Origin of the sequence: Bradyrhizobium sp. CCBAU 11357, assembly GCF_028128865.1 — a bacterium.
Classification (GTDB): Bacteria; Pseudomonadota; Alphaproteobacteria; order Rhizobiales; family Xanthobacteraceae; genus Bradyrhizobium.
On record NZ_LBJW01000110.1, the window covers coordinates 14,334 to 34,924 of the forward strand.

A 20,591-nucleotide genomic window follows, 5' to 3' on the forward strand; every position below is an offset into this window, starting at 1 on the left:
GCCTCCGGCATCGACGCGTGCAAGTCCGTAGACAATAGGTCCTATCCCATGCCGGAACTGTGGTGGGGATCACATTACCGGCAATGGCCCTATCGTCGTGACATCGCAGCGCGCGTCACTGCGCCGCCGCGCCCCGCTATGCGCGCGCTCCGAGGCCGGTCTCCTCCAGCCGCGTCGCGAACCAGCGCGACAGTGCCTCGTCGACGGCGCCGGAGACATAGACCTCCGACATCGTCACATGGGGCCTGTCCAGCACCAGCAGCAAGCCGATCCAATAGGGAAACCAGACATGGACGTCGGTCAGCGCCCGCAGCTTGTGCTGATCGTGATCGAGCGGCGTGTGATTGCTCGCCTTGCGGATTTCCACCGCGAGCAGATTGTTCGGGATCTCGCGCTGATGCACCACGACATCGGGGTAGATCGACTTGCCGAGATGGTCGTCGGTCGAGATGATGGTGCCGTGCGGCAGATGCAGCGTGCGCTCGCCGAGCCGGTCGTAATTGCAATCGACCGACCAGCCCGAAAACTGCTTTTCCAGATGCACGGCGAAGCGGTGCGTGACCGCCCGCTCGCCGACATCCTTCTCGAACAGGAAAGCCTCTTGGGCGTAGAAATCCCGGAGCGCCGCGATCACCTTGTTCAGCTCGGTCTGCATCGTGCCTCCGGGCTCATGGCGCTCCGTCCGTTGCCGCCCTACATCTGGACTTCGATCAGCCGCGGGCCGGGCTCGGCGACGGCCTCCGCCAGCGCCTTGTTGAACTCGTCGGCGTTGGTGACGGCGCGTCCGGGCACGCCCATGCCCTTGGCCAGCGCCACGAAATCCAGCGTCGGCCGGTCGAGGCGGAGCATGTCGTTGGCGCGCTGGCCGGGCTCGCCGGCGCCGACATTGTCGAACTCGCCGCGCAGGATCTGGTAGATGCGGTTGGCGAACACGATGGTGACGATGTCGAGGTTCTCGCGCGCCTGGGTCCACAGCGACTGGATCGTGTACATCGCGCTGCCGTCGCCGACCATGGTGATGACCTTGCGGTCCGGGCAGGCGATCGCCGCGCCGATCGACAGCGGCGTCGAGAAGCCGATCGAGCCGCCCATGTTCTGCAGCCAGTCGTGCGGGGCGGCCGCCGCCGTCGGCGGGAAGAAGCCGCGGCCGGTGGTGAGGGATTCGTCGACCATGATCGCGTTCTCGGGGATCGCACAGGCAATGGCCTGCGCGATCGAGGCGAAGGTGAGCGCGCCGGTCGGCTTGACCAGTTCCGGCAAAGCCTGCGGCTTGACGTCCCTGGTGCTGGCCTTCACGGCGCCGGCGAGCGCCTCGAGCGCTGCGACCGAATTCTCGCCCCAGGAGGTCATGCGATGCACCTCGCAGCCCTGCGGCTTGAGCATGCTCGGCTTGTTCGGATAGGCGAAGAACGCCACGGGATCGTCGGACTCGACCAGCACGATGTGACGGAATTTTGCCAGCATCGGCAGCGCGTTCTCGATCACGTAATGGATGCGGTCGATCGAGAAGCGGCCGCGGCCGCGCGCCATCTTCGGACGGAAGGTCGGGCCCATCACGGTGCAGCCGGTCTTGCCGGCGATGCGCTCGGCCAGCGCGAGGCCATGCTCGCTCAGCGCGCTGCCGGTCATCAGCAGCAGCGTGCCTTCGCCGTCGCCGTGCAGGATTCTTGCGGCCTGCTCGACCGCCTGCGGCGAATAGCTCGCGCGCTGCTGCTCGGCCGGAACCTCGGCAATGCCGTCGGCTTCGTTCCAGGCGGTGTCGGCGGGCAGGATCAGGGTCGCGATCTGCGGCGGCGCGCTTTTGGCGGCGGCAATCGCGGCCGCGCCGTCGGCTGCGACCGATTTGGAATCCGGGGAGGTGCGGACCCAGGACGACATCGGCCGGGCCAGGCCTTCGATGTCGGAGGTCAGCGGCGCGTTGTAGCCGATGTGGTAGACGGCGTGCTGGCCGACGATGTTGACGATGCCGGAATTGGCCTTCTTGGCGTTGTGCAGATTGGCAAGGCCGTTGGCGAGGCCGGGGCCGAGATGCAGCAGGGTCGAGGCAGGCGTGCCCTTCATGCGGAAATAGCCGTCGGCCGCGCCCGTCACCACGCCTTCGAACAGGCCGAGCACGCAGCGCATGCCGGGGACACGGTCGAGCGCCGCGACAAAATGCATCTCGGAGGTGCCGGGATTGGTGAAGCAGACGTCCACCCCGCCCTTGACCATCGTCCGCACCAGGCTTTCCGCACCGTTCATTCTGTCTGCTCCCGCAACCGGCGTTTCCAGTAATCCGTTCGGTCAATCATTGTTCGCGCGGCCCGTCAAAGCAATAGCGGGCATTGCGGCCCTGCCCCGCGTGACGACGCGCGGATTTGGCTAACGCTTTCCAGCAAATTGGCGCAGTTGCGATTTGGTAACGCCAGTCGTTGACGATGCGACCCTCACGGGCCCGTGGCTTGCGGAACGCGCGCAAATATGGCCTCTGGCTTCGGTTGAATCGTTTTTTTCTGGGGGAAATGATGATCCGGTTTTTTGCCGCACCGATGACCGCAATGGCGCTGTTGCTGGCTGGCGCAGCCGACGCATCCGCGGCGGGGATGATAGACTTCACGGGCACCAGTTCCACCGGCTATCTCGGCCACGGTGCGAGCCCGATTCCCCGCACCACCGTCATGTATAACGGCAGTTACGCCCCCGGCACGGTCGTGGTGAACACCTCCGAGCGGCGGCTCTATTTGGTGCTCGGGAACGGGCAGGCGCTGCGCTACGGCATCGGCGTCGGCCGCGACGGTTTCCGCTGGGGCGGGGTGCACAAGATCACCGCCAAGAAGGAATGGCCGGACTGGACGCCGCCGTCGCAGATGCTGGCGCGCCGGCCGGACCTGCCGCGCCACATGAAGGGCGGCATCGAGAATCCGCTCGGCGCCCGCGCCATGTATCTGGGCTCGACGCTGTACCGCATCCACGGCTCCAACGAGCCGGAGACGATCGGCCAGGCCGTCTCCTCGGGCTGCTTCCGCATGACCAACGACGACGTCACCGACCTCTATAGCCGCGTCTCGATCGGCACCACGGTGGTGGTGCTGAACAACTGACCAGACGCAAACTCTCGTCGGGTGGGCAAAGCCGGAGGATCGCGCGGACGCGCGGTCCGGTCTCTCCGCAACGGGACAATCCCCCAGAGGAAAGAACCCTCACCCGCCGCTACGCGGCGACCTCTCCCGCAAGCGGGAGAGGTTGAGGAGAGCCCGACGTACGGCCGGAACCCGCAGGGCGCGTGAATTTGCGGTCTTGTGCGCGGGGCGCGAATGCGGCAGCGTCGCAGGACGATGAGCGCATCTGTCCCGCCCTCGCCCGGCCTTCGCTTCGCCCTGCTGGTGCTCGTGACGCTCACCTGTGCGCCTGACACCGCTACCATGGCTGCGGCCGGCGAGCTGCCGGCGATCTCCTCGCGCCAACGCGCCGAGAAGAAGAGCTTCACCGACGGCGAGATCGTCGAGGGCTTCCTGAAGACGGCGTTCGGCGCCGAATACCATCTTGCCGGCCGCGTCGACCGCATCCGCAAGTTCGACGGGCCGGTGCGCGTCTACGCCGAGAGCGGCCGCGCCGATCGCAAGACGCAGCTCGCCAAAGTCGTGGCCGACATCGGCAAGCGCGTGCAGCATCTCGACATCGCCATGATCGAGACCAACGAAGCGGCGAACGTGCGCGTGAAGCTGGTGCGCGACCGCGATCTCTTCCGCACCATCTCGAGCTTCTACGGCGCCGAGAAGGCGCGCGAGATCCGCTCCTCGCTCGATCCGCAATGCCTGTCCGGCTTCCGCAAGAACGACAATTTCGAGATCGAGCATTCCGACGTCATCCTCACCGTCGACAACGGCGATTTCACCTTCCTCGACTGCGCCTATGAGGAGCTGCTGCAATCGCTCGGGCCGATCAACGACACCACGAGCGTGCCCTGGACCATGTTCAACGACAACGTCTCGATGGGCTATTTCGACGTCTACGACCAGTACATCCTCAACCTGCTGTACGATCCCCGCATCAAGGCGGGCATGACCGTGGCGGAGGTCAAGGCCGTGCTGCCCGCCGTGCTCAAGGACGTGCGCGCCTGGGTGAAGCGGGTGAATGATCTGAAGGAGTGAAGCGCACTGTCCTCCCCTGGAGGGGAGGTAAGTGCGGCCCTACTGCACGAGATCGGCCACTGTCGTTGCGGCCTTCAGGCCCGTGCCGGTGAGAACAGCGACCGTCGTCTCGTTCGCTCTGATGGCCCCGGCAGCCGCGAGCTTGTCCAGGGCCGCAGCGGCGCTGGCGCTGGTCGGCTCGGCGAACAGGCCTTGCCGCGCGAGGCGGCGCAGGGCGGCGACGATCTCGTCCTCGGTGAGCGCGATGGTGCCGCCGCCGCTCTCGCGAAGTGCGGCGATGATCTCGCGCAGGCGCAGGGGACTCTTGATCGCGGTGCCTTCGGCGACGGTCTTGCTCACCTCGCGCGCGACGGGCGTATCGACGCCGGCCTTGAAGCTTGCATCGATCGGCGAACAATTGAGCGGCTGTGCCGCGAACAGGCGCGGCAGCTTCGAGATCTGCCCGGCCTTCAACAGCTCGCGGAAGCCGAAGGCGCAACCGAGGAGACTGCTGCCGGCGCCGACGGGAACGATGACGTTGTCGGGCGCGCGGAAGCCGAGATCTTCCCAGATCTCGTAGGCCAGCGACTTGGTGCCTTCGAGGAAGAACGGCTGCCAATTGTGGCTGGCGTAGAAGGTCTGGCTCGACTGGCGGATGGCCTCGGCTTCGGATTCCTCGCGCGGGCCCTCTACGAGCTGCACGGTCGCGCCGTAGGCGCGGACCTGCGCGATCTTCGCCGGCGACGTCGAGGCGGGCGCCAGAATCTTGACGCGCATGCCGCCGGCCGCACCCAAGCCGGCCATCGATGAGCCGCCGTTGCCGGAGGAATCCTCCAGAATGGCCGAGATACCGATCTGCCGCAGGAAGGACAGCATCACCGCCGAGCCGCGATCCTTGAAGCTGCCGGTCGGGTTGAACCATTCGAGCTTGAACAGCGGGCGCAGAGCGCCCCATTCCTGCTGGACCAGCGGCGTGCAACCCTCGCCGAGCGTGATCGGGGTCTTGATCTCAACCGGCAGCGCCGCCCGATAGCGCCAGAGCGACCGCGTCCGGCCATCGATGTCCTGGCGCGAGATGCCCACCCCCGGCGTCACCAGTAGCGGCGTGCGCTCGTCCGAGCACCAGCGCGGCTGGTCCAGGGGATAGAGCTTTCCGTTGCGGGGATCGATGTAGCTGGCGGCAGGCATGGCAGTCTCCAAGGCAGGGGTAGCGCGGTGCGCCGAACTTGAAGCCCGCCGCACCAAGCAACACCTCCTTGAAAACACGAAAAACAGAACTATTTCAATTCCTTAAACTGGCCTCCCGGGCGCGGCGGCAAGCTCGATGAGGCGCGGCATCGGATGCCGGCAGGCCTGACGGCCCTCCCGATGCCCGGAATTTGGCCGCGAGCGGCCCCTGCGCCCTGCCACGATTAACTTGTCTGTCGTCACCGGCCGCTACAGTATGTTGGATTGAGCTTGCGCCGCCGGTTCGGCGTCGCAAGCGAGCCAGGCCCGTCCGAGCGGCGGGCCGTTGGCTTTTTGGGAGCCTGGACATGAGCCGTGCCAACCGTACCGACCACATCCGCCTGACCTCCCATCCGGAGCCGGGCAGGAAGGCCGCCTTTCCGATCCATTGGGGCGCCACTGATGCGCGCGCCCGCGGGCCGATCATTGGCACGGTATCGCGCGCCGGGGACCGCAACGTGATCGGTAGCCATGGCGGCTCCTATGCGATGTACCGGGCGCTCGCGGTCTCCGCCGGCGCACTTGATCCCATCAGGCGCCCTGACCTCACCAACACCTTTCCGGCCGCGACCATCGGCCCGTTCCCGCAATGGAGCGATCCCACGAAAATCGTCGCGCTCGATCCCTGGGGGCACCTGGTCGCCGAGAATTTTCGCAAGGAGATAGCCGAGGGCGCGGACATCCGCCCGAGCATCGCAGTGACGCGGGCGCGGCTCGACCTGCCCGAGATCCGCGAAGCGATCGCCGCAAAGCGGCTCCGCGCCGACGGCGAGGTCGTGCACACCAATGGCAGCGTCTCGGTGGTGAAGATCGCGATCGATCCGGTGTGGTACCTGCCGGGCCTTGCGGCGCGCTTCGGCACCGGCGAGACCGAGCTGCGGCGCACGCTGTTCGAGCAGACCGCCGGCATGTTCCCCGAACTCGTGACGCGCCCGGACATGAAGGTGTTCCTGCCGCCGATCGGCGGCACCACGGTCTACCTGTTCGGCGACGTGACAAAGCTGCCGGACCATCGCACCAGGATCACCTGCCGCGTGCATGACGAATGCAACGGCTCCGACGTGTTCGGCTCCGACATCTGCACCTGCCGGCCCTATCTGATCCACGGCATCGAGGAATCCGCGCGCGGCGCGCAGGAGGGCGGGCTCGGGCTCGTCATCTACAACCGGAAAGAGGGCCGCGCGCTCGGCGAGGTCACCAAATTCCTGGTCTACAATGCGCGCAAGCGGCAGGAGGACGGCGATGCGGCCGCTGCCTATTTCGAGCGCACCGAGTGCGTGGCCGGCGTCCAGGACGCGCGCTTCCAGCAATTGATGCCTGATACGATCCACTGGCTCGGCCTCAAGCGCATCGACCGCTTCCTGTCGATGAGCGACATGAAATACGACGCGCTGACCTCGCAAGGCATCGACATCGTCGAGCGCGTGCCGATCCCGCTGGAGCTAATCCCGGCCGACGCCCATGTCGAGATCGCCGCCAAGAAGGCCGCCGGCTATTACTCCACCGACATCGCGCCGGAGAAGGACGTCAACGGCGTGGTCGGGCGTTCGCTGGAAAAATACTGATCGCGATGGCGGACGCTTTGGAATCACAGGCGCGCGCACTGCTCACCGCAAAGGCGGTTCGCGCGCGCGCCGGGCAGATGCTCGAGCTCGGCCTTGCCGGCGGGCTCACCCATTTCACCGTTGATCTCGACCGCATGGATGGCGTTGCCGATGCCGTGCTCGCGGTCACGCGCAAGGCCTATCCGACGCTCGACATTCCGTTCCATGCGCGCTGGCGGCACTTCGTGCTCGGCGGCGTCGACCGCTGGGCCCGGCTTGCCGATGCTACGTCCTGGCCAGATCGCGCGGCGCGGGCGCGCGCCGAGTTCGACCTCGCCATCGTCAGCGTGCTGCTCGACGCCGGCGCCGGCGCAGCGTGGCGCTATCGCGACGCCGTGACGGGAGCAGACGTAGGCCGATCGGAAGGGCTTGCGATCGCCAGCCTCGACATGTTCGCGAGCGGGCTGTTTTCGCACGATGCCCGTGCGTCGTTCAGGGCCGATGCGGAGGTGCTCGCAAGACTGCCCCTCGCCTCCCTCACCTCCGCCTTTCAGGTGACCGACGCCAATCCGCTGCTCGGCCTGGAGGGACGCACCGACCTGCTGCGTCATCTGGGCAAGCAGGTCTCGGATCGTGCGGACGTGTTCGGATTGCACGATACGCCGCGGCCGGGCGGGCTGTTCGATCATATCGCGGCGCGGGCGATCGGCGGCACCGTTGCTGCGCCCGCGATCCTGTCCGCGGTGCTGAACCAGCTCGGGCCGATCTGGCCGTCGCGGCTCGCGCTCGCGGGCGTCCCGCTCGGCGATTGCTGGAGCCATCCTGCGATCAAGGCGGACGACGGCACGGCAGGCCTCGTGCCGCTGCACAAGCTATCGCAATGGCTGAGCTATTCGCTGATCGAGCCGCTGCAGCGCGCCGGCCTCGAAGTGACCGACATCGACGGCCTGACCGGGCTTGCCGAATATCGCAATGGCGGCCTGTTCGTCGACCATGAGGTGCTGCGCCTGCGCCAAGCCGCGGACGCCGCGCGCGCGCATGCGGTGGATTCGCTGCTCGTCGTGGAGTGGCGCGCGCTGACGGTTGCTCTGCTGGATCGCCTTGCCGAACTGGTTCGCGCCAAGCTCGGCCGTACGTCCGAGACATTGCCGCTCGCCAGCATCCTCGAAGGCGGCACCTGGGCCGCCGGCCGCGCCATCGCCTTTGCACGCCGCCCCGATGGATCGCCGCCGCTCAAGGTGATCAGCGACGGCACGGTGTTTTAGAGAATGGATAGAGATTTTCGACCACGCGCGTCATTGCGAGCGCAGCGAAGCAATCCAGGGTCCGACCGCGGAGAGATCCTGGATTGCTTCGCTGCGCTCGCAATGACGCCTCGGTGAATTTCAGGAGCATCTCATTATGGAAGGCGTCACGATCGTCGATCATCCGCTGGTGCAGCACAAGCTGACGCTGGTGCGGGACAAGTCCATCTCGACCAAGTCGTTCCGCGAGCTGATCAAGGAGATCGGCATGCTGCTGTGCTACGAGGTGACACGCGACCTGCCGCTCGCCGACACCGTGATCGAGACGCCGCTGGCGACGATGCATTCGGCCAAGATCGCCGGCAAGAAGCTGGTGTTCGTGCCGATGCTGCGTGCCGGCACCACCTTCGTCGACGGCATGATGGACCTGGTGCCGACGGCGCGCGTCGCCCATATCGGCCTCTACCGCGAGCCGCACAGCTTCGCGGCGGTGGAGTATTTCTTCAAATCGCCCTCTGACCTCGGCGAGCGCCTCGCCATCGTGGTGACGCCGGTGGTCGCCACTGCCAACACCGCCGTCGCTGCCATCGACCGGCTGAAGGAGCGCGGCGCCAGGGACATCCGCCTTGCCTGCCTGATCGCAGCTCCGGAAGGGCTCGAGCGGCTGCGCGGATTGCATCCGGACGTGCCGATCTGGACCGCGGCGGTGGACGAAGGGCTCGACGACAACGGGTTCATCCTGCCGGGCCTCGGCGATGCCGGCGACCGCGCCTACGGAACGCGGTAAGCGCTGCGCGCGCTTTAGGAACAGCTTCCACCGCGCGAGGTTCTCCTGCTCTAGCATGGAGAGCACGATGACCTATCAGAATGATGACCGCAGGACCGACCGTGCACGCCGCAACAGCCCGGTGGGCTGGGCGATCGGCGCGATCTTCGTGATCGCCGTGGTCGCCGCCGTCTTCTTCTACAACGGACGCGAGGTGGGTCCGCAGGCGACGTCGACCAATCCGAACAACACGCCAAGCGTCACGACCGGATCGAATCCACCCGCTGCGCCGGCGAAGTGATGTACTGAGAGCGGGCCCTCACACCTTCCCGCTGCCGCAAATGCCCTTCAGCGCCTGCCACTCCTTGTCGGTCAGCAGCGGTGGGCCGCTGACGGGCCGATCCTCCGTCGTCATGCGCGCGAGGCGGTCCTCGGTCAGCGGATGGCTGGCGAGAATCGTGGCGAGCGAGGAGCCGCCCTCCTTGCCGGTGATGCGGAACATCAATTGCGCCGCAGGTTTCGGCGAACGGCCGAGCGCATGCATGATCTCGATCGCGAAGGTGTCGGCGCCGGTCTCGGCTTCGCGCGAATAGGAGGCCTCGACCAGGCTGCGCGAGGCGAAGATCACGGCCGATGAGCCGGTGATGTCGCCGAACAACAGGCCGATCAGGAACGAGGTGCCGCCGTTGTAGATCAGGCCGCGCATGTTGTCGTGATGCTTGAGATGGCCGAGCTCGTGGGCGAGGATGCCGGCGAGCTCGTCGGGATTCTCGGCCTTGTCGAGCAGGCCCTTCAGCAGGAAAACCTTGCCGCCGGGCAGCGCGAAGGCATTCGGCACCGCGGTCGGCAGCACGCCGGCCGTCATGGTGTCGTCGAGGCCGGCCGCATCGCGCAGGCGATTGACGAGCTTCGTGAAGGCGGCCTTGCCCGCGGGGTCTTCGCAGACACTGCGGCCGAAGATGGTCTTCATCTGGACCTCGGCGGCATCGCCGATGCGCCGTTCCACGGGCTTGGGAACCAGCGGCGCGAGACGGTCGGCGGCAAGCGGCACGCCGAACAGGACGACGCAGACGATGGAGACGGCGGCGGCCACCGACCAGCCCACGATCTTGGCGACGCCGCGGCGCGTCGCCTGGTGCTCGTCGAGGCGTGTGCAGTGGGCGGCCACTTCGGCGGCGAGCGCGGCATCGCGGATCTCCAGCCGGGCCAGAGGCGACGCTGACGTCGCAGCCAGGCGCAGGATTCCGGGGGGACCGTCGGCGCGGCGAATGTCGGCATAGGCCCAGCGAACGGGCGTTGCGCCGTCCTCGGCGATCTCGAGCGCATCGCCGAGGATCAGCGTCACTTGCCGTCTGCGGCTCGACACGCCGTCGAAGAAGATGGTCGGCTTGGCCGACTGCGCCGGGGTCTCGGCAAACACGTCACTCACAGCTCAGAACCCCGCGACATCGAGTCCGTCGGCAAAGCCTTCGCCGAGCGCGCTGGCAAGCTGACCGCTGCCGCGCACGTCCGCCGCGGCCCCGATGTTGTGCACCTCGACGGTCTCCAGCACCTTGGCCCAGAGATCGCGCTGAATATAGACCCGCATGACGATGTTGATGGCAAGGGCGAGCGCGAAATAGCCGATCACCATCATCGCCACCATCGGGATGCTCTTCGTCGCATTGTCGCCGGCGAACATCTCCTCGGCCGGAACGCCGGTCAGCGTGACGACGAGCAAGGCGCTGCCGCCCATATAGGCCGCGAACGCGACCGTGAGCAGCATCCACCAGCCGATCACTTTCCAGTACAGGCCGTAGAAGGCGTCGTGCGGCAGGTTCGAGGACAGGCCGACACCGCCGATGCGGATGCCGTCGAGCCACCAGCGCCATTCGCGCGCCTTGAACTCGGCGTAGAAGAACGGTGCGAGCGGGAAGATGAAGAGCGCGATCGGGCTGAGCAGCCACAGCCACCAGCCGCGCTTGAAGAAGGTCCAGCCGTCGCCTTCGAAATCGCCGCGGAGATCGCCGTAATGGGTGTGCCGCATCTTGTAGCGTTCGAGCGCAGCCTCGCGCCAGGGCAGCGCCAGGCCGAGCGTCAGGAACACCAGCAAGCCCCACAGCATGGCGCGAAACGCGTAGGCCCAGCCCGAGCCATCCATCCAGAACCGGACGCCGCGCCAGACCGTGCGCGTCAGGCGGTAGCGCCGCGCGCGAAAAATCGCGAACTGGCCGAAGGCGTAGAAGGCGATGAACAGCGGCGTCGAGGCAAAGGCCTGCCAGCGCTCGAACTCGATGCCAACGAGAAAATAGGCGAGATAGATCGGCACCAGGATCGCGAGCGCGAACAGGAAGCCGACCAGGAGCTCCTTGGCCCGCCCGGTGTATTCGGCCGCATCGCCGTCGATCGCAGTGTGCGTCCACAGATGACGGCGGATGTCGGTGACGAGCCAGAATCGGTAGAAGCCGAAGGTGACGAGCTCCAGCATGGCACCCTTGGTGACCAGTTTGCGGAACTCGGAGCGGTTGCCGGAGAAATCGACCCGCGTCGGCGGCAGCGGCGGGGGTAAGGGTTCGGACCCGATGGGGGTCCATTGCATGTCGTTCACGGCGGCAACCTCGGGATGCGGATCTCTTCCGGTCAAACTATAGATCAGAGGTTAGTCGATCCCCAAGATGGGCGGGTTCGATTTGGCTGGATTCCAGCCGGTTTCTCGCACGATTCTCTGCCGACCGGCGTGCGGGAGGTCACGGTCGCCCGGCGACGTGACGGTCGTGCAACGCGCGCGTGAAGGCTGGATGTGGCAAAACTCTCCCTTGCCCCGGCGCAGACAACCGGCTGTAATTGCAAATCAAATACCGCAGCGCAGAATTCAACGACGCACGGTTCATATCTAGGGAGAACGGTCATGCACGGGACCATCGAAAGCGCGGCCAAGCTCGACGCCTTGCGCGAGCGCGCCACCTCGCTGCCGCTGGAGCAATTCGATCCCGGCGACCCTGAATTGTTCAGGACCGATACGTTCTGGCCCTATTTCGATCGGCTGCGCCGGGAAGATCCCGTGCACTACTGCAAGGACTCGATGTTCGGGCCGTACTGGTCGGTGACGCGCTACAACGACATCATGGAGATCGAGACCAACCATGCGGTGTTCTCCTCCGCTTCCGCGCTCGGCGGCATCACCATCCGCGACATCGACCCGGATCTGCGCCGTGAGAGTTTCATTTCGATGGACCCGCCGCGCCATGCAGCCCAACGCAAGACCGTGGCGCCGATGTTCACGCCGACGCACCTGGACAACCTCGCCATCAACATCCGCAAGCGCTCGGCCGAGTGCCTGGACAATCTGCCCCGCGGCGAGGTGTTCGACTGGGTCGACCGCGTCTCGATCGAGCTCACGACGCAGATGCTGGCGGTGCTGTTCGACTTCCCCTGGGAGGACCGCCGCAAGCTGACGCGCTGGTCCGACGTTGCCACCACGATTCCCGGCCCCGACGGTCTCGTTGCGACCGAGGACGAGCGGCAGGCCGAACTCGCCGAATGCGCCGCCTACTTCTCCCGCCTTTGGAAGGAGCGCATCGAACAGCCGCCGAAGAGCGACCTGCTGTCGATGATGGCGCATGGCACCGCTACGCGCGACATGGATGCAAAGAACTTCCTCGGCAATCTCGTTCTGTTGATCGTCGGCGGCAATGACACCACCCGCAACACCATGTCGGGCTCGCTCCTCGCGCTGAGCCAGCATCCCGAGCAATATCGCAAGCTGCGCGAGAATCCTGATCTGCTCGACAGCTTCGTGCCGGAGGTGATCCGCTGGCAGACGCCGCTCGCGCATATGCGCCGCACGGCGCTCTCCGACTTCGAGTTCCGCGGCAAGCAGATCAAGAAGGGTGACAAGGTCGTGATGTGGTACGTCTCGGGCAACCGCGACGAGGAGGCGATCGACAAGCCCTACGAGTTCATCATCGATCGCGCGCGCCCGCGCACGCATCTCTCCTTCGGCTTCGGCATTCACCGTTGCGTGGGCCTGCGGCTTGCCGAGCTTCAGCTCAAGATTATTTGGGAGGAAATTCTCAGGCGGTTCGACCATATTGACGTGGTCGGCGAACCCACGCGGGTCTATTCGAGTTTCGTGAAGGGTATCGAGACGCTGCCGGTGAAGATTGCTGCGTGAGTCGAACGCAACTGGAGCCACGATCATGAACATCCAAGCGCCGGTCAAATCCGACAAGGCCGAACGCATGCGCAGGGCCCGCGAGGAGGCCTATGCCACGCCGCTGTCGCAGTTCCACCCCGGCGCGCCCCGGTTGTTCCAGGACGATACGCTGTGGCCCTGGTTCGAGCGGCTGCGCAACGAAGAGCCGGTGCATTACTGCACCAACGCGCCGATCGAGCCGTACTGGTCGGTGGTGAAATACAACGACATCATGCATGTCGACACCAATCACGGCAGCTTCTCCTCGGACTCAAAGCTCGGCGGCATCTCGATCCGCGACGTGCCGGAAGGCTACGACTATCCGAGCTTCATCGCGATGGACCAGCCCAGGCATTCGGCGCAGCGCAAGACGGTGTCGCCGATGTTCACGCCGACGCATCTGGACGAGCTCGCAAAGCTGATCCGCCAGCGCTCGCAGACCGTGCTCGACAATCTGCCGCGCAACGAGACCTTCAACTTCGTCGAGCGCGTCTCGATCGAGCTGACCACGCAGATGCTGGCAACCCTGTTCGACTTCCCCTGGGAGGAGCGGCGCAAGCTGACGCGCTGGTCCGACGTCTCCACCGCGCTGCCCAAGAGTGGCATCGTCGCCAGCGCCGAAGAGCGCCGCCGCGAGATGGACGAGTGCTACGCCTACATGTCGAAGCTCTGGAACGAGCGCGTCAACTCGGCGCCGCGCAACGACCTGTTGTCACTGATGGCCCACAACGAGGCCACGCGGCACATGGACCCCGACAACCTCATGGGCAACATCATCCTGCTCATCGTCGGCGGCAACGACACCACGCGCAACACCATGACCGGCTCGGTGCTGGCGCTGAACGAGAACCCCGAGCAATACGACAAGCTGCGCGCCAACCCGGAGCTGATCGATTCCATGGTGCCGGAGGTGATCCGCTGGCAGACGCCGCTGGCGCATATGCGCCGCACGGCCCTGCAGGACACCGAGATCGGCGGCAAACACATCAAGAAGGGTGACCGCGTCGTGATGTGGTACGTCTCCGGCAACCGCGACGAGGAGATGTTCGAGAAGCCGAACGAGTTCATCATCGACCGTCCGCGCCCACGCACCCACCTCTCCTTCGGCTTCGGTATCCATCGCTGCGTCGGCATGCGCCTTGCCGAGCTGCAGCTGCGGATCATCTGGGAGGAGATGCTGAAGCGGTTCGACCGCATCGAGGTGGTGGGCGAGCCCAAGCGGATCTATTCCAGCTTCATCAAGGGATATGAGACGCTGCCGGTGAGGATACCTGGGTAGGCCGGTCGGAGTGCCTTGAGCCCAAATCGCCTCTCCAAACTCCGCTGTCATGCCCCGCGAAGGCGGGGCATCCAGTACGCCGCGGCCTCTCGGTTCTAGCCGTGCGGCCTCTGGAATACTGGATTGCCCGCCTTCGCGGGCAATGACACCGAGGATGCGGTTGGGAGCACATCGTCCCTAACGCTCAGCTGTTGCACCTCCCCAGCTATAAAATTCCGGCATGACAGCTCGCGCCAGATGCGAAGGCACGATGGGGCGCGGCTGTTCTACCACACGCCATCTAACTCAACTTGATGTCCCACACGCCGTCCTTGCGGCAGGCGGCGACCTCCTCGCGCAACAGCGCGGTGATGGCGAGCGAAGCCGTCGAGGCCGGGCGGTCGATTGGAGAAGCAAAGATGAGCTCGCGCGTCATCGGCTTGGATACGGGGGCGGTTTCCAGCCGCCCGTGCGCGACCTCGGCGTGGACCGAGGACGGCGGCAGCAGCGCGAAGCCGAGGCCCTCCTCGACCAGGCTCGTCAGCACGCGGAACGAATCCGCTTCCAGCTGGACGTCGAGCTTGATCTTGCGCTGGGCCGCGGCGTGCTCGATCAGCGCGCGGAGGCCGTGGGAATGAGAGGGCAGCACCAGGCGCTGCCGCAGCAGCCAGCCGATGTCGACGTTCTTCTTCCGCGCCAGGCCGCAGCCGCGCGGCCCCACCGCGACGATGTTGTCGCGCCCCAGGCTCTGCACGTTGAGATGCAGATCGGCCGAGCGGCCGTAGAGGATGGCGAGGTCCATCTCGCCACGATGCAGCCATTCGACCAGATGGCCGCTGTAGCTTTCGACGATGCGCAGCGAGATGCCGGGAAATTTTTCGACGCAGCGCCGCGCAAAGCGCGCCGACAACACGCAGCTCACCGTCGGAACGAGGCCGAGCACGACCTGGCCCGACGGCGGCCCCTTGGCCGACTGGATGTCGTCGCGGATCTGGTCGATCTGCCGCACGATGCCGGAGGTGCGCACGAGCAGGAGGCGGCCGGCCTCGGTCAGCACCATGCCGCGACCGTTGCGGGTGAAAAGCTCCGTGCGCAGCTCGTGTTCCAAGAGCTTGATCTGCCGAGAGAGCGCCGGCTGCGCCACGCGCAAGGTGTCGGAGGCCTTGGACAGGCTGCCCAGCTCCGCCACGCAACTGAAGGTCCTGAGCTGCCGGAAATCCATGCTTGCCAATCCTGGAAGGCTACTCCATACGCTATAACAAATGAGCATAGGGGGCGGGCATTGTTTTCACAACGCCCGTGGGTTGGCCGGCGTTATCTTAACTGCCGCTGAGAATTGGAAACGCCATGAGTCAAGAACACCACACCGAAGATTACGCCGACATCCGCGAGGCCGTTGCCAAGCTCTGCGCGCAGTTCCCCGGCGAATACTGGCGCAAGCTCGATCGCGAGATGGCCTACCCCAAGGCGTTCGTCGATGCGCTGACCGAGGCCGGCTATCTCTCGGTGCTGATCCCCGAGGAGTATGGCGGCGCGGGCCTGAAGCTGTCGGCGGCCGCGGCGATCCTGGAGGAGATCCAGCGCGCGGGCTGCAACGGCGGCGGCTGTCACGCCCAGATGTACACGATGGGCACGGTGCTGCGGCACGGCAATGCCGAGCAGAAGGCAAAATACCTGCCGAAGATCGCGAGCGGCGAACTACGCCTGCAGGCGTTCGGCGTCACCGAGCCGACCAGCGGCACCGACACCACCTCGCTGAAGACATTCGCGCGCAAGGACGGCAACGACAGCTACATCGTCAACGGCCAGAAGATCTGGACCAGCCGCGCCGAGCATTCCGATCTGATGGTGCTGCTGGCGCGCACCACGCCGAAGGACCAGGTCAAGAAGCGCACCGATGGCCTTTCGGTTTTCATCGTCGACATGCGCGAGGCCAAGAACAACGGCCTCGAGATCCGTCCGATCCGGACCATGATGAACCACGCCACCACCGAAGTTTTCTTCACCGACATGAAGGTGCCGGCGGAGAATTTGATCGGCGAGGAAGGCAAGGGTTTTCGCTACATCCTGTCCGGCATGAATGCCGAGCGCATCCTGATCGCCGCCGAATGCGTCGGCGACGCCAAGTGGTTCATCGCGAAAGCGACGAACTACGCCAAGGAGCGCGCCGTGTTCGGCCGGCCGATTGGCCAGAATCAAGGCATCCAATTCCCGATCGCCAAGGCCTACGCTTCGATGCGCGCGGCCGAGCTGATGGTGAAGGAAGCCACGCGCAAATACGAGGCCGGGCTCGACTGCGGCGCGGAGGCCAACATGGCCAAGATGCTGGCGGCGGATGCGTCCTGGGAAGCGGCGAATGCCTGCATCCAGACCCATGGCGGGTTCGGCTTTGCCGAGGAATACGACGTCGAGCGCAAGTTCCGCGAGACGCGGCTTTATCAGGTGGCGCCGATCTCGACCAACCTCGTGCTGTCCTTTGTCGCCGAGCACGTGCTCGGCATGCCGCGCTCGTACTGAGGTCGGGCCATGGGAGCACTTGACGGGATCAGGGTGATTGCGGTCGAGCAGGCGGTGGCGGCGCCGTTCTGCTCATCGCGCCTGGCGGATGCCGGCGCGGAGGTGATCAAGATCGAGCGGCCCGAGGGCGATTTCGCCCGCGGCTATGACGCGGCGGCCAAGGGCCAGAGCAGCTATTTCGTCTGGCTCAACCGCGGCAAGCAGTCGGTCGTGGTCGATCTCACGACGAAGGAAGGCCGCGCCGAGCTGGAGAAGCTGATCGCGAGTGCCGACGTGCTGATCCAGAACTTGAAGCCGGGCTCGATGGACAAGCTCGGTTTTTCGCGCGAGCGGCTTTTGAAGGACTATCCAAAGCTGATCTCGTGCACGATTACCGGCTATGGCGACGAAGGCCCCTACGCGCATCGCAAGGCCTATGATCTCCTGATCCAGGCCGAGAGCGGACTTGCCTCGATCACCGGCAATCCCGACGGCGCCTCGCGCGTCGGCATATCGATCGTCGACGTCGCGACCGGCGCCACCGCGCATGCGGCGATCCTGGAGGCGCTGATCGCGCGCGGGCGCAGCGGCAAGGGCGCCGACATCCGCATCTCCATGTTCGACGTGATGGCGGACTGGTGCACTGTGCCGCTGCTCAACGCGGAAGCCGGCAATCCGCCCAAGCGCATGGGCCTGCGCCATCCCTCGATCGCGCCCTATGGCGTGTTCACCTCCAGGGACGGCAAGGACATCCTGATCTCGATCCAGAGCGAGCGCGAGTGGAAGACGCTGTGCGCCAAGGTGCTCGACCAGCCGGACCTGCCGGCCGATCCCCGCGTCGCCAACATGGTCGAGCGCGTGCGCAACCGCGATTTCACCGACAAGACGGTGGCCGACATCTTCGGCAGGATGACGCGCGACGAGCTGTTGAAGCGGCTGTCGGATGCCGACATCGCCTTCGCCGAGGTCAACACCATGGCAGACCTCACCAACCATCCGCATCTGCGGCGGATCGCGGTCGACACGCCGAACGGCCGCGTCAGCTATCCCGCGCCGGCGCCGATCATCGTCGGCGAGACGCGCTCTTACGGCGCCGTGCCCGCGATCGGCGAGCGTCCCCAGTCCAAATAGACAGAGCGAGGCGTCATGACCGAGAAGCTCGACATCGATCATCTGCGGCAATGGATCGGCCGCAGCCAGGAGGCCACCGACGTCGTCACCGCGCAGCTCGTGAAGGGCCTGCGCGCGACGCTGTTCCAGGAGGTCGGCGAGCCCAAGGCGGGCGACGCTGCCCCGTTCACGGTGCACTGGTGCCTGGCGCAGCCGGTGTTCCCGATGTCGATGCTGGGCCCTGACGGCCACCCGACCCGCGGCGGCTTCCTGCCGCCGGTGCCGCTGCCGCGCCGGATGTGGGCCGGCGGCGAGATCGAGTTTTTGCAGCCGCTGCGCGTCGGCGATGAATCGACGCGCACCTCGCGTATCGCCGACGTGCAGGTGAAATCAGGCTCGACCGGCACGCTGTGCTTCGTCTCGGTCGAGCACAGCATCTCTTGCCCACGCGGCGTCGCCATCCGCGAGCGGCAGGATATCGTCTATCGCGAGATGACGGGCAGCGCGCCGGCCGGCGGCAAGACCCCGCCTTCGCCGCCGCAGGCGCAGCATCGCGAAACGCATGTGTCCGATCCCGTGCTGCTGTTCCGCTACTCCGCGCTGACCTTCAACGGCCACCGCATCCATTACGACCGCGATTACGTCACTGAGGTCGAGGGCTATCCGGGCCTGATCTTCCACGGCCCGCTGCAGGCGGCGCTGATCGTCGAGATGGCGGCCAAGCTTCGCGGCGGCAAGGCACCGAAGAAGTTTACGTATCGCGGCGTGCAGCCGCTGTTCGAGGGCACGGAGTTCTCGGTCAACGCCAATGACAGCGGCGAGAGTATGGAGCTGTGGACCGCAAATGCGGAAGGGCAGCCGACGATGAAGGCAACGGCGGTGTGGTGATAGTCTCTCCTCGTCATTGCGAGGAGCGAAGCGACGAAGCAATCCAGACTGCCTCCGCGGAGAGATTCTGGATTGCTTCGCTTCGCTCGCAATGACGGGCGGGGCTGGTAGCGCGGCAATGAACAGGGGACGGAAACCATGGCCAAGAACGGCAAGACCGGCAGCAAGTCCGTCACCGTCAAGCAGGCAACGCTGGACCTGCTGCGCGCCTTCGGCATCGACAGGGTGTTCGGCAACCCTGGTTCGACCGAGCTGCCGTTCCTCAGCGACTGGCCTGGCGATATCGACTACGTGCTGGCGCTGCAGGAAGCTTCCGCCGTCGGCATGGCCGATGGCTATGCGCAGGCGACGCGCAATGCCGGTTTCGTCAATCTGCATTCGGCCGCCGGCGTCGGCAATGCGCTCGGCAACATCTACACCGCCCACCGCAACCAGACGCCGCTGGTGATCACCGCGGGCCAGCAGGCGCGCTCGATTCTCCCCTTGCAGGCATTCCTCTATGCCGAGCGTGCGTCGGAGTTTCCGCGGCCTTACGTCAAATACAGCGTCGAGCCGGCGCGGGCCGAGGACGTGCCCGCCGCGATCGCACGGGCCTATTACACCGCAATGCAGCCGCCGTGCGGGCCGACCTTCGTGTCGATCCCGATCGACGACTGGTCCCATGCCTGCGCGCCGATCGAGGCGCGCAAGGTCAGTCGCGAGATCGGGCCAGAGCTGGAGCCGATGAAGGCGCTGGTGGCTGCGCTCGGCTCGGCAAAGCACCCTGCCCTCGTCGTCGGCCCCGGAATCGATCGCGCCGGTGCGGTCGAGTTGATGGTGCGCGTCGCCGAGAGGACGAAGGCGAGCGTCTGGGTCAGTCCGTTCTCGGCCCGCTGCTCGTTCCCCGAGCGGCATCCGCAATTTGCGGGCTTTCTACATGCCTCGCCGGCGCAGTTGTCCGACGCGCTGCGCGAGTACGATCTCATCGTCGTCATCGGCGCGCCGGTGTTCACCTTCCATGTCGAAGGCCACGCCGCGATCTTCGACGGCGGCGCGGGCATCTTCCAGATCACGGATGATGCGGATGCTGCCGCGGTGACACCGGTCGGCACCAGCGTCATCGCCACGATGAAGCCAGCGCTGAGCCTGCTGCTCGACCTGCTGCCCGAGAGCAAGCGCGCGGCGCCAAAAGGCCGCACGCTGCCGCCGGCGCCGCAGGCTGCCGACCCGCTGCCGGTCGAATTCCTGCTGCATACGTTGTCGCAGGCGATGCCTGACGGCGCATCGCTGGTCGAGGAAGTGCCCTCGCACCGGCCGGCGATGCAAAAATTCATGCCAATGCGCGGCCAGGACAGTTTCTACACCATGTCGAGCGGCGGCCTAGGCTACTCCCTGCCGGCCGCGGTCGGCATGGCGCTGGGCAAGCCGAAGCAGCGCACGGTCTGCCTGATCGGCGACGGCTCGGCGATGTATTCGATCCAGGCGCTGTGGACCGCTGCACAGCGCAAGCTGCCGATGACCGTCGTCGTCATCAACAATTCCGGCTACGGCGCGATGCGCTCGTTCAGCCAGGTGATGCAGGTGCGGAACGTTCCTGGGCTGGAGCTGCCGGGGATCGATTTCGTCCGGCTTGCCGAGGGCATGGGCTGCCATGCGGTGCGGGTGACGAAGGCGGCGGAGCTGGGCGAAGCGCTGAAGCGCGGCATGGCGCATGAAGGCACCAGCCTCGTGGAGGTCGTCGTGGATTCAGCGGTGCCGGTGCTGTACGGGCAGAAGCATTGACGCGCGCGCATCCC

At 65.9% G+C, this 20,591-nt stretch carries 19 protein-coding genes; 12 read left to right on the forward strand and 7 right to left on the reverse strand.

What is annotated here, in order from left to right; translation table 11 throughout:
* Positions 1 to 136: 136 nt before the first annotated feature.
* Genes XI05_RS30195 through XI05_RS30205 form a run of 3 tightly spaced genes read right to left on the reverse strand, consistent with a single transcriptional unit; the run spans position 137 to position 2,596 of the window.
* Positions 137 to 655 (reverse strand): hypothetical protein, encoded by a 519-nt coding sequence (locus tag XI05_RS30195; RefSeq protein WP_172788464.1) that lies wholly within the window; start codon positions 653 to 655, stop codon positions 137 to 139.
* A gap of 38 nt (positions 656 to 693) precedes the next feature.
* The gene (locus tag XI05_RS30200) at positions 694 to 2,241 is read right to left on the reverse strand and encodes an acetolactate synthase large subunit (protein ID WP_271508599.1); all 1,548 of its coding nucleotides are present in this window, start codon (positions 2,239 to 2,241) and stop codon (positions 694 to 696) included.
* Between the two features lie 46 nt (positions 2,242 to 2,287).
* On the reverse strand, positions 2,288 to 2,596 hold the full coding sequence (locus XI05_RS30205; protein ID WP_271509387.1) for a hypothetical protein: 309 nt from the start codon (positions 2,594 to 2,596) through the stop codon (positions 2,288 to 2,290).
* On the opposite strand from XI05_RS30205, the gene XI05_RS30210 reads away from it, so the two are divergent.
* On the forward strand, positions 2,505 to 3,080 hold the full coding sequence (locus XI05_RS30210; protein WP_271508601.1) for a L,D-transpeptidase: 576 nt from the start codon (positions 2,505 to 2,507) through the stop codon (positions 3,078 to 3,080). The two genes, XI05_RS30205 and XI05_RS30210, sit on opposite strands and share 92 nt — an antisense overlap.
* Before the next feature lie 234 nt (positions 3,081 to 3,314).
* A complete protein-coding gene (locus XI05_RS30215) occupies positions 3,315 to 4,130 on the forward strand; it encodes a DUF2927 domain-containing protein (protein ID WP_442869332.1) in 816 nt (271 codons plus the stop codon).
* Positions 4,131 to 4,169: 39 nt separating this feature from the next.
* Here XI05_RS30215 and XI05_RS30220 read toward each other — a convergent pair whose 3' ends face one another.
* Entirely contained in the window at positions 4,170 to 5,297 is a 1,128-nt protein-coding gene (locus tag XI05_RS30220) for a threonine synthase (RefSeq protein WP_271508604.1), read from the reverse strand.
* Between the two features lie 347 nt (positions 5,298 to 5,644).
* On the opposite strand from XI05_RS30220, the gene XI05_RS30225 reads away from it, so the two are divergent.
* The 4 genes from XI05_RS30225 to XI05_RS30240 all read left to right on the forward strand — a co-directional run bounded on the left by XI05_RS30225 (position 5,645) and on the right by XI05_RS30240 (position 9,191).
* Positions 5,645 to 6,901, forward strand: coding sequence for a GTP cyclohydrolase II (locus XI05_RS30225; protein ID WP_271508606.1), 1,257 nt, complete (start codon positions 5,645 to 5,647; stop codon positions 6,899 to 6,901).
* Positions 6,902 to 6,906: 5 nt separating this feature from the next.
* Positions 6,907 to 8,145 (forward strand): URC4/urg3 family protein, encoded by a 1,239-nt coding sequence (locus XI05_RS30230; RefSeq protein WP_271508608.1) that lies wholly within the window; start codon positions 6,907 to 6,909, stop codon positions 8,143 to 8,145.
* A 136-nt stretch (positions 8,146 to 8,281) separates the two neighbouring features.
* Complete coding sequence (upp, locus tag XI05_RS30235; RefSeq protein ID WP_172788408.1) at positions 8,282 to 8,911, forward strand: uracil phosphoribosyltransferase; 630 nt, start codon at positions 8,282 to 8,284, stop codon at positions 8,909 to 8,911.
* Between the two features lie 67 nt (positions 8,912 to 8,978).
* A complete protein-coding gene (locus tag XI05_RS30240) occupies positions 8,979 to 9,191 on the forward strand; it encodes a hypothetical protein (protein ID WP_271508613.1) in 213 nt (70 codons plus the stop codon).
* Positions 9,192 to 9,209: 18 nt separating this feature from the next.
* Here the strand turns inward: XI05_RS30240 and XI05_RS30245 are convergent, their stop codons facing one another.
* The gene (locus tag XI05_RS30245; protein ID WP_271508615.1) at positions 9,210 to 10,319 is read right to left on the reverse strand and encodes a M48 family metallopeptidase; all 1,110 of its coding nucleotides are present in this window, start codon (positions 10,317 to 10,319) and stop codon (positions 9,210 to 9,212) included.
* A 3-nt stretch (positions 10,320 to 10,322) separates the two neighbouring features.
* Entirely contained in the window at positions 10,323 to 11,468 is a 1,146-nt protein-coding gene (locus XI05_RS30250) for a YjgN family protein (RefSeq protein WP_271508616.1), read from the reverse strand.
* Positions 11,469 to 11,777: 309 nt separating this feature from the next.
* Here XI05_RS30250 and XI05_RS30255 point away from each other — a divergent pair, with 309 nt between their 5' ends.
* Positions 11,778 to 13,043 carry a cytochrome P450 gene (locus tag XI05_RS30255; RefSeq protein ID WP_271508617.1) on the forward strand — a complete coding sequence of 422 codons (1,266 nt, stop codon included), beginning with the start codon at positions 11,778 to 11,780 and terminating at the stop codon, positions 13,041 to 13,043.
* A gap of 25 nt (positions 13,044 to 13,068) precedes the next feature.
* Positions 13,069 to 14,343: a cytochrome P450 gene (locus XI05_RS30260; protein ID WP_271508618.1), complete on the forward strand. Its 1,275-nt coding sequence runs from the start codon at positions 13,069 to 13,071 to the stop codon at positions 14,341 to 14,343.
* Between the two features lie 280 nt (positions 14,344 to 14,623).
* Here the strand turns inward: XI05_RS30260 and XI05_RS30265 are convergent, their stop codons facing one another.
* Positions 14,624 to 15,544 carry a LysR substrate-binding domain-containing protein gene (locus XI05_RS30265; protein ID WP_271508620.1) on the reverse strand — a complete coding sequence of 307 codons (921 nt, stop codon included), beginning with the start codon at positions 15,542 to 15,544 and terminating at the stop codon, positions 14,624 to 14,626.
* A gap of 125 nt (positions 15,545 to 15,669) precedes the next feature.
* On the opposite strand from XI05_RS30265, the gene XI05_RS30270 reads away from it, so the two are divergent.
* The 4 genes from XI05_RS30270 (at position 15,670) to mdlC (ending at position 20,577) form a co-directional block, all read left to right on the forward strand.
* The gene (locus tag XI05_RS30270; RefSeq protein ID WP_271508622.1) at positions 15,670 to 16,839 is read left to right on the forward strand and encodes an acyl-CoA dehydrogenase family protein; all 1,170 of its coding nucleotides are present in this window, start codon (positions 15,670 to 15,672) and stop codon (positions 16,837 to 16,839) included.
* 9 nt (positions 16,840 to 16,848) lie between these two features.
* A complete protein-coding gene (locus tag XI05_RS30275; RefSeq protein WP_271508624.1) occupies positions 16,849 to 17,949 on the forward strand; it encodes a CaiB/BaiF CoA transferase family protein in 1,101 nt (366 codons plus the stop codon).
* A gap of 15 nt (positions 17,950 to 17,964) precedes the next feature.
* Positions 17,965 to 18,816, forward strand: coding sequence for an FAS1-like dehydratase domain-containing protein (locus XI05_RS30280; RefSeq protein ID WP_271508627.1), 852 nt, complete (start codon positions 17,965 to 17,967; stop codon positions 18,814 to 18,816).
* Between the two features lie 138 nt (positions 18,817 to 18,954).
* The gene (mdlC, locus tag XI05_RS30285) at positions 18,955 to 20,577 is read left to right on the forward strand and encodes a benzoylformate decarboxylase (protein WP_271508632.1); all 1,623 of its coding nucleotides are present in this window, start codon (positions 18,955 to 18,957) and stop codon (positions 20,575 to 20,577) included.
* The last annotated feature ends 14 nt before the right edge of the window (positions 20,578 to 20,591 follow it).